The organism is Frankia sp. CcWB3, assembly GCF_977927595.1.
Genome location: NZ_CDWRCK010000236.1, coordinates 1 through 6500, shown reverse-complemented (window position 1 = coordinate 6500; position 6500 = coordinate 1). Strand labels below are relative to the sequence as shown.

General features: G+C 68.2%; 7 protein-coding genes and 2 pseudogenes. 5 read left to right on the top strand and 4 right to left on the bottom strand.

The window, feature by feature from the left end; translation table 11 throughout:
* Window positions 1–120 precede the first annotated feature (120 nt).
* Complete coding sequence (locus ACY5KJ_RS16205; protein WP_462203752.1) at window positions 121–963, bottom strand: aminotransferase class IV family protein; 843 nt, start codon at window positions 961–963, stop codon at window positions 121–123.
* A 187-nt stretch (window positions 964–1150) separates the two neighbouring features.
* Between ACY5KJ_RS16205 and ACY5KJ_RS16200 the strand changes: the two genes are divergently transcribed.
* On the top strand, window positions 1151–1624 hold the full coding sequence (locus ACY5KJ_RS16200; protein ID WP_462188932.1) for an SCP2 sterol-binding domain-containing protein: 474 nt from the start codon (window positions 1151–1153) through the stop codon (window positions 1622–1624).
* A gap of 127 nt (window positions 1625–1751) precedes the next feature.
* Here the strand turns inward: ACY5KJ_RS16200 and ACY5KJ_RS16195 are convergent, their stop codons facing one another.
* Window positions 1752–2654, bottom strand: a complete 903-nt coding sequence (locus ACY5KJ_RS16195) for a TerB family tellurite resistance protein (RefSeq protein ID WP_462203750.1) — start codon at window positions 2652–2654, stop codon at window positions 1752–1754.
* 316 nt (window positions 2655–2970) lie between these two features.
* Between ACY5KJ_RS16195 and ACY5KJ_RS16190 the strand changes: the two genes are divergently transcribed.
* The 3 genes and pseudogenes from ACY5KJ_RS16190 to ypfJ all read left to right on the top strand — a co-directional run bounded on the left by ACY5KJ_RS16190 (window position 2971) and on the right by ypfJ (window position 5179).
* Complete coding sequence (locus ACY5KJ_RS16190) at window positions 2971–3507, top strand: hypothetical protein (protein WP_462203749.1); 537 nt, start codon at window positions 2971–2973, stop codon at window positions 3505–3507.
* Between the two features lie 100 nt (window positions 3508–3607).
* Complete coding sequence (locus tag ACY5KJ_RS16185) at window positions 3608–4027, top strand: ester cyclase (RefSeq protein WP_462188928.1); 420 nt, start codon at window positions 3608–3610, stop codon at window positions 4025–4027.
* Between the two features lie 280 nt (window positions 4028–4307).
* Window positions 4308–5179, top strand: a pseudogene (gene ypfJ / locus ACY5KJ_RS16180) (KPN_02809 family neutral zinc metallopeptidase).
* 99 nt (window positions 5180–5278) lie between these two features.
* Here the strand turns inward: ypfJ and ACY5KJ_RS16175 are convergent.
* Both ACY5KJ_RS16175 and ACY5KJ_RS16170 read right to left on the bottom strand, forming a co-directional pair.
* A pseudogene (locus ACY5KJ_RS16175) lies at window positions 5279–5410 on the bottom strand (CRISPR-associated endonuclease Cas2); the annotation flags it as partial.
* 495 nt (window positions 5411–5905) lie between these two features.
* Window positions 5906–6067, bottom strand: coding sequence for a CRISPR-associated endoribonuclease Cas6 (locus ACY5KJ_RS16170; RefSeq protein ID WP_462188934.1), 162 nt, complete (start codon window positions 6065–6067; stop codon window positions 5906–5908).
* On the opposite strand from ACY5KJ_RS16170, the gene ACY5KJ_RS16165 reads away from it, so the two are divergent.
* Window positions 6047–6259 carry a hypothetical protein gene (locus tag ACY5KJ_RS16165; protein WP_462188927.1) on the top strand — a complete coding sequence of 71 codons (213 nt, stop codon included), beginning with the start codon at window positions 6047–6049 and terminating at the stop codon, window positions 6257–6259. The genes ACY5KJ_RS16170 and ACY5KJ_RS16165 overlap by 21 nt on opposite strands.
* Window positions 6260–6500 lie beyond the last annotated feature (241 nt).

The following is a 6500-nucleotide window of genomic DNA, read 5'->3' as shown; positions in this document are numbered from 1 at the left end:
GAATGTTTACAGCATAAGGCCGGGGTGGATGTAAGACCGGGGTGGACATAAGGCCGGGTGGACGTGGTCCTCCGGCCGTCCGCAGGAGCACCCGGGCGTGCGGGACGCCGTCGACCTGGCTCAGATCGGACCCCATGGCATCGCGTCGTAGCGACGGGTAAGCGCCGTCATGAGCCATTCGGATCCCGTGAAGAGGTGGCCGTCGATGGCCCGGACAGGCGCGATCCCGCGTGAGTTGGTGACGAAGGCGGCCTCGAAGCCTGCCAGGTCCGCCAGTCGCACGGGGGCCCGTACGCTGGGCGGGCCGCCGTCCGCCGGTGCCTGCTCCAACAGCGTCATGGTGACTCCGCGCAGGGCGGGAGCGTCCGGCCAGACGATCATGTTGCCATCGAAGAAACCGATGTTGGTCATTGCGCCCTCCGCGACGAGCCCGCCGGGGGCGGTCAACAGGGCGTCGTCGTAGCCGTCACGGCGGACGAGCCGGCCGTGCTGGATCTGCGCGAACGTCCCGAGATGCTTGAGGTGGGCGAACGGGCGCAGGTACGGCACTGACCGCAGCCGTTGGGGGGTGGTCGGCATGGTTGCCGGTTCGCCGATCGCGACGATGACGCGCACCCCTGCGCCGTCCGGCCGCTCGGTGACGACAATCCGGACCGTGGCATCCACCGCGGTGGCGGCTGTCGCCGTGGCCTCGGAGCCGGTAGCGGCCGTCTGGGTGGCGTACAGTGCCTGCCGGATGCGGTGGCGAACCAGCGCGCCGTCCAGGGGCTCGCCGTAGAGCTCCTGGTTCGCCTCATCCAGCCGGGTGAGATGCCACCGCAGGCCCCGGGCCCGACCGGCTCGCACCTGCAGCACGGTGAAGTGGCCGTGGGGGAGCAGGGCCAGGCGATGTGGATCATCGGGGGGAACGGGGCGCCCGTCGATTTCGACGCGTCGAAGTGTGGGAGTGACCACCTTGGCCACGATAGTGACCCGCCGGTGGGCCGCGCCGTCCGTGGGCTGGGGCGTCTGTGGGCTGGGGCGTCACGCGCGACATTCCGGTTGTGTCGCCCACGGAACCGCCGCAGTGTCGTCTTCGCTAGCGTGCTCGTGCGTGCTGCCGACAGGCTGCCGCCCACGAACGCCAACACGAACGCAAAGGAGTGTGGCTATGTCCGACCTTGCTGTCGATCCCACGGCCGACCCGGCGAAACTCGTCAGCGGTCTGCCCGCTATGTCGGAGCGTGAGGTCTCCGACCTGCTGGGTGGGCCGGCTGGTGACGCGGTGCTGGACGAGGTCTTCCGGCAGATGCGCGACACCTTCCGGCCAGAGCAGGCACAGGAAGAGAACGCTCTGGTCCGATTCGTGCTCAACGGTGGACCGGGCGGCGCCGTGCGCACCTACGAGCTGCGGGTCGCCGACGGTGTCTGCACTTTGGCGACACCGCCTGCCGCCGGGACCCCGAGTGAATCCGCGGGGGAGCAGACGCTGACCATTGTCACGGATCGTGTCCGCTTCGTTCGGGTGGTCTCCGGTCAAGCCAGCGGGGCCAAGCTCTTCCTCACCAGAAAGATCAAGATTAATGGTGACCTGAAGTTCGGAGGCAGGATCCTGTCTTGGTTCGAGATCAAGAAGGAGAACTGACCGGCGGCGGTCCCCACCGGTGCCGCCGCGATCGGTGCCGCGCCGAGGAGGTCAGCCGGGAAGGCCAGCCGAGGAGGTCATGAGCGGCCGGGCCGGCGACGTCGTTCAACCGGCGCCGGCTCGCCCCTCACAGGGCGAACTCGGCGGCGTTCAGGCCGAGGGTGAGGGCGGCCTCCCGCACCACGGCCCGCTCGCTGGCGACGAACTCGCCGTCAACCAGGCCGATCACCTGCCCGATGCGCACCACGGCGGCGGCTTCCGCCACCCGCCCCCGCACCTTGGCGATGTCGGCCAGCGCGGCCTGTTTGCCGGCGGTGAAGTCTGCGGTGAGACGGCTCAGATGTCCATCGAAGAGCCGCTCCACGTCCTGTTCGGGAAACTGGGACATCACCGGATCCGTAGCGATGAAGCCGAGTAGCCCCTCGCGTTCCGCCGGATCGATGTGGCCGTCGGCCGTGGTGACGAGGGCACAGATCGCCACGGCGGCGTCCCGGAAGGTGAGGCTGCGCAGCTCCTCCCGCCGGGCGAACAGCTGCGCGCGCAGTGAGGCCAGGGAGGGCAGCCGCCGGTTGTCGACGGCGGGATCGAGGCCGCGCCAGAGCGGCCAGCCTTCGGCGAGCCAGCGACGTACCACCTCGGCCATCGATAGCGGGCGCAGGCGTGTCGCGAGAAGCACGTCGATGTTCACCGGAACCAGCGTGTGCTCTCCCCAGCGTGACGGCGTCGGAATGTCGGGCGGCCAGAAGCCGGCGAACATGATACTGAGCACGTGATCGGTTGCGGATTCAGGTGAGTGGCCGGTGACGGTTCCGTCGTGCTCGACCGCGCCGATGAACTGCCGGGAGACCGTCCGAGGGCCGGCGAGGCGGCCTACCTGCCGTTCGAGAGCGTCGTCCGTGCTCTCTCCCGCCGCCACCGGACCGCCCGGAAGGACATGCCAGGCTTCTCCCGGCGGGCGAGCGAGGAGAACGCGGTCGTCAATCCGTACGAGAAGCCGAACATCAAGCCGAATAGCAGCCTGCAAAGGCATACCGAAAGCCTCCTGAAGACGCACGGCACAAGGCGGGTTACGCGCAGGAACCATCATCCACCAGATGGCGGAGCGAGTGGACGCGGCGGTGCGGAACTACTCATCTGCGCTGCCGGCGTGACCGCTCGGTCCGGGTGCCGCGCGCGCCCGCGGCCAGTGACGGGGTGGGATCGGCCAGTCTCGGAAGGATGATGGTGTCTGGGCGGCTAGGGCGTCGAGCCGCCCGGACCTTAGCGTCGAGGCGTGGGCGCGGTGCCACCGGATCCGTATCCAGACCGTCCGCGCCCGATCCTGGGCCGATCCTGAGAGGCATACCGTGACCAAGTTTCTGCTCAGCGTGCATGTTCTGGCCGCGATCCTCGCGATCGGACCGATCACCGTGGCCGCCAGCATGTTCGCCCCGGCTGCGCGCCTGGCGCTGACCTCCCCGGGCGACGAGCGCGCTGCCGGGATTGTCCGCGTGCTGCACCGAATCTGTGGCGTCTACTCCGCGCTCGGCCTCGTCGTGCCGATCTTCGGGTTCTTCACCGCGCAGAGCCTGGGGGTTCTTGGGCAGAACTGGTTGATCGTCGCGATCGCGCTGACCAGCGTGGCCGCCGTCGTGCTCCTCATCGTGGTGCTGCCCGGACAGCGTGGCGTCCTCGACGAGATCGTCGCCGGATCCCCGGCCGTCCCCGACCGTGTGCAGGACGGAGGCGCGGTGGCCATGGATGGTGGCGCAGTGGCCATGGACGCGGCCGCGGCGCGCGCCCGCACGAGCGGTCTCGCGATGGCGGCCGGTGTGTTCAGCCTGCTCTGGGTGATCGTCACCGTTCTGATGATCATCCGTCCCGGCTCGACCACGAGCGTCTGACGTCCTCCCGGACGTCCGGTTTCCCGTCGGGAACCGGCCCGGTGGTGGGATGATCGCCCTCTGGACGGTGTGTGCGGCAGGCAAGCCTGGAGGATGTCACGTGGGAGAGGCGCTGGACACGGTGAAGCGCGCGCTGGACGCCTTCGACCTCGGTGACGAGGCCTCGGTGCTGTCGCTGCTCGACGAGGACCTGGTCGTCGAGGCACCGGGCGGGGTGCGGATCAAGGGGCGCGCGGCGGGCGCCGAGTACAGCGCCGCCTTCCTGGCGGCTTTCGGTGAGATCGACGTCGATACCCACGTGCTGGCCGAGCAGGGCGAGATCGTGGTCGAGGAGTACACGCTGACCGCGACGCACGTCGGCGTCTACCGCGACCCGGACGGGACGGAGCTCGCGCCCACCGGACGTCGGATCAACCTGCGTGTCGTCGAGGTCTACCGGGTCGAGCGCGGCCTGATCACCGAGAACCGGCTGTACTTCGACCAGACGCGGCTCGCTCGCCAGTTCGGTCGACCCGCCTGAGCCGGCCCGGCCCCGGGCCTGGCCCGGCCCGGCCCGGCCCGGCCGAAATATGGGGGGGTAGTCACGCTTCTGGGCCCCGAAAACGCGCCTACCCCCCACAGCTTTGTGTCATGAATCGACTACGGGTTCCCGGCTGGTGCGGTGTCGGTCGTGACGTCGGCCGGGCCGGGCGCGAGAGCCGACGGGTCCAGATTCGAGAGCCGATCGGCATGGACATACTGCCTGCGGAACCCGGCTGACCGGTCATGCCCGGGGAGAAGGGGAAGGCGGAAGGCAGGTCATGCAGTTCGACGACTCGTCGGTCGACACATCCGAGCTCGAGGACAGGCGAGGTGGTGGTCTCGGCAGGGGGATCGCTGTCGGTGGCGGTGGGGTGAGCATCGTCGGTCTGCTCATCTACCTGGTGGTGACGGTGCTCGGCGGTGGTACCGACGCTGGTACGGCACCCCTGTCGCAGCCCGGGCAGTCGTCGGGCGACCTCGCGCAGCGGTGCAACACCGCCGCGGCCATCGATGAATACGACGACCGCTTCGTCCTCAAGGCGTTCAACGAGATCAATGAGGTCTGGACCGCTCAGTTCGCCCGGAACGGCCAGATGTATACCAAGCCCCGCCTGGTCTACTTCTCCCAAGCCGTCCAGACCGGCTGTGGCGTGGCGTCTGCCCAGGTCGGGCCATTCTACTGCCCGCCGGACCGCAAGGTCTACATCGATCTCGGATTCCTCGCCCAGCTCCAGCGCGACTTCGGCGCCGAGGGACGCTACGCGCAGGCGTACATCGTGGCGCACGAGGTCGGGCACCATCTGCAGACGCTGACCGGGACCGAGGCGCGGGTGCGGCAGGCACAGCGGGCGGACCCCGTCCCGGGAGAACGAGCTCAGCGTGCAGCTCGAACTGCAGGCCGACTGCTACGCCGGGGTCTGGAGCACCCTCGCGAACACCGGCGGGAACGTCACCATCGGCGAGGCCGACCTTGACCAGGCGCTCGGCGGGGCGGAGGCCGTCGGCGACGACCGGATTCAGGTCAGGGCATCCGGCCAGGTCAACCTGGAGACCTGGACGCACGGGTCGGCGCGGGCAGCGCCGCGATGCCTTCCTCACCGGCTACCGGGGCGCGTCGACGGCGTCCTGCGGCACCGTGCCGCACGCCTGAGCGAAAACCGACCGATGGTTCCACCGAGCTTCACCGACCGGTGGGTTCAGGCGGTTCTCAGCTCCCGGTGCCAGGGCGGGCGGGGCGTCCCGTGCCCCGGCGGATGTTGCCGTAAAGGAGATCAGGCTGGCCGCGCCGCGTGGTCACCAGCGCACGATACTGCGCGGCCGACAGTTCGCCCTCGAAGACACTGCGTTGCACCCAGTGCAGGTACTTGCGGCACGTGCGCAACGCCTAGGGGTTGCGTTCCGCCGCCGTGTCGTAGACCAGAACGACGAATAGGGATCATCACCCGTCGGATCGGAGTGGTGTCGAACATCGGCAGGTTCGACTTCGCCCAGAGGACGTCGGTGGGGCCCTCGCAGAAGGCACACGGCCGGTAGCGCGTCGTCGGCCCGATCCGGCGCGAAGAACTCCTTCACCTCCGCGGTCAGCTCGGCCCGGTCCCGGGTCCGCCTGGCGGGGGTGGGTTTCGCGTTCGGATACATTGCGAAGAGGATTTTCCACCAGTCGTAGGCGAGATAATCCTTGCCGGCGATCGCGGCCTGAACGACGTCCGTGACGATCTGTTCGGCTACCCTGCCCAGGTCCTCTCCGGTAACGTCCTCAACATTTTCCCGGCCGGCGAGAACGGCGATCGACCGAGCTCCGCTCCGCTGCAACGGATGCTCGGTCAACAGCAATAAATTGTTGGCCGTGACGGGGACTGCGCCGGTTACGGACATGCTACCGAATCCATCCGAACCCCTGGTTGGTCGCCAGTCCCAGGCCCCAGTCATAAATGGCGTCCAGCAGGGCGGCGTCTGCTTTGGAGTCGAAATGAAATAACTTGCGCGTTTCGAACCCTCCACAGGCCTGTGACCTGCGATGATGCTCTCGATCACGTATTTGTTACTTCATTACGTCCCCTTTGATGCGCACGGCGGCGGTGCTGCCGTGCCGCGGCGCCCGCTGTACCAGAAATTTCCGGGGAGGTCCAGCGGAGACGACTTCGACGTCCACGTCCGACGGCAGGCCGAGCAGGTCGGCCTTGTGCCGCAGGTTATGGCTCAGGCGATCGGCGAACTGCGGGTGGTCTGAGAGAACCATCGCCGGAGGTCGCATAGACACCGCGGGGCTTCCGTGTGTCCCGGAAATGTGGAGGCGAGACACCGAGTGGACGCAGTGATTTCCCGGCGTATCCCCGGTCATGCAGTTCCTCGGCCAAGGCCGGGTCCTGGCTCCGAATCAGATCGTAGGTAACGGCCCGCGCCGGAGTAAAGACATCTTCCCACTTGATGGCCGGCTGGTCGGCTGCGACATCAAGGGTCTTCGAAGTTAA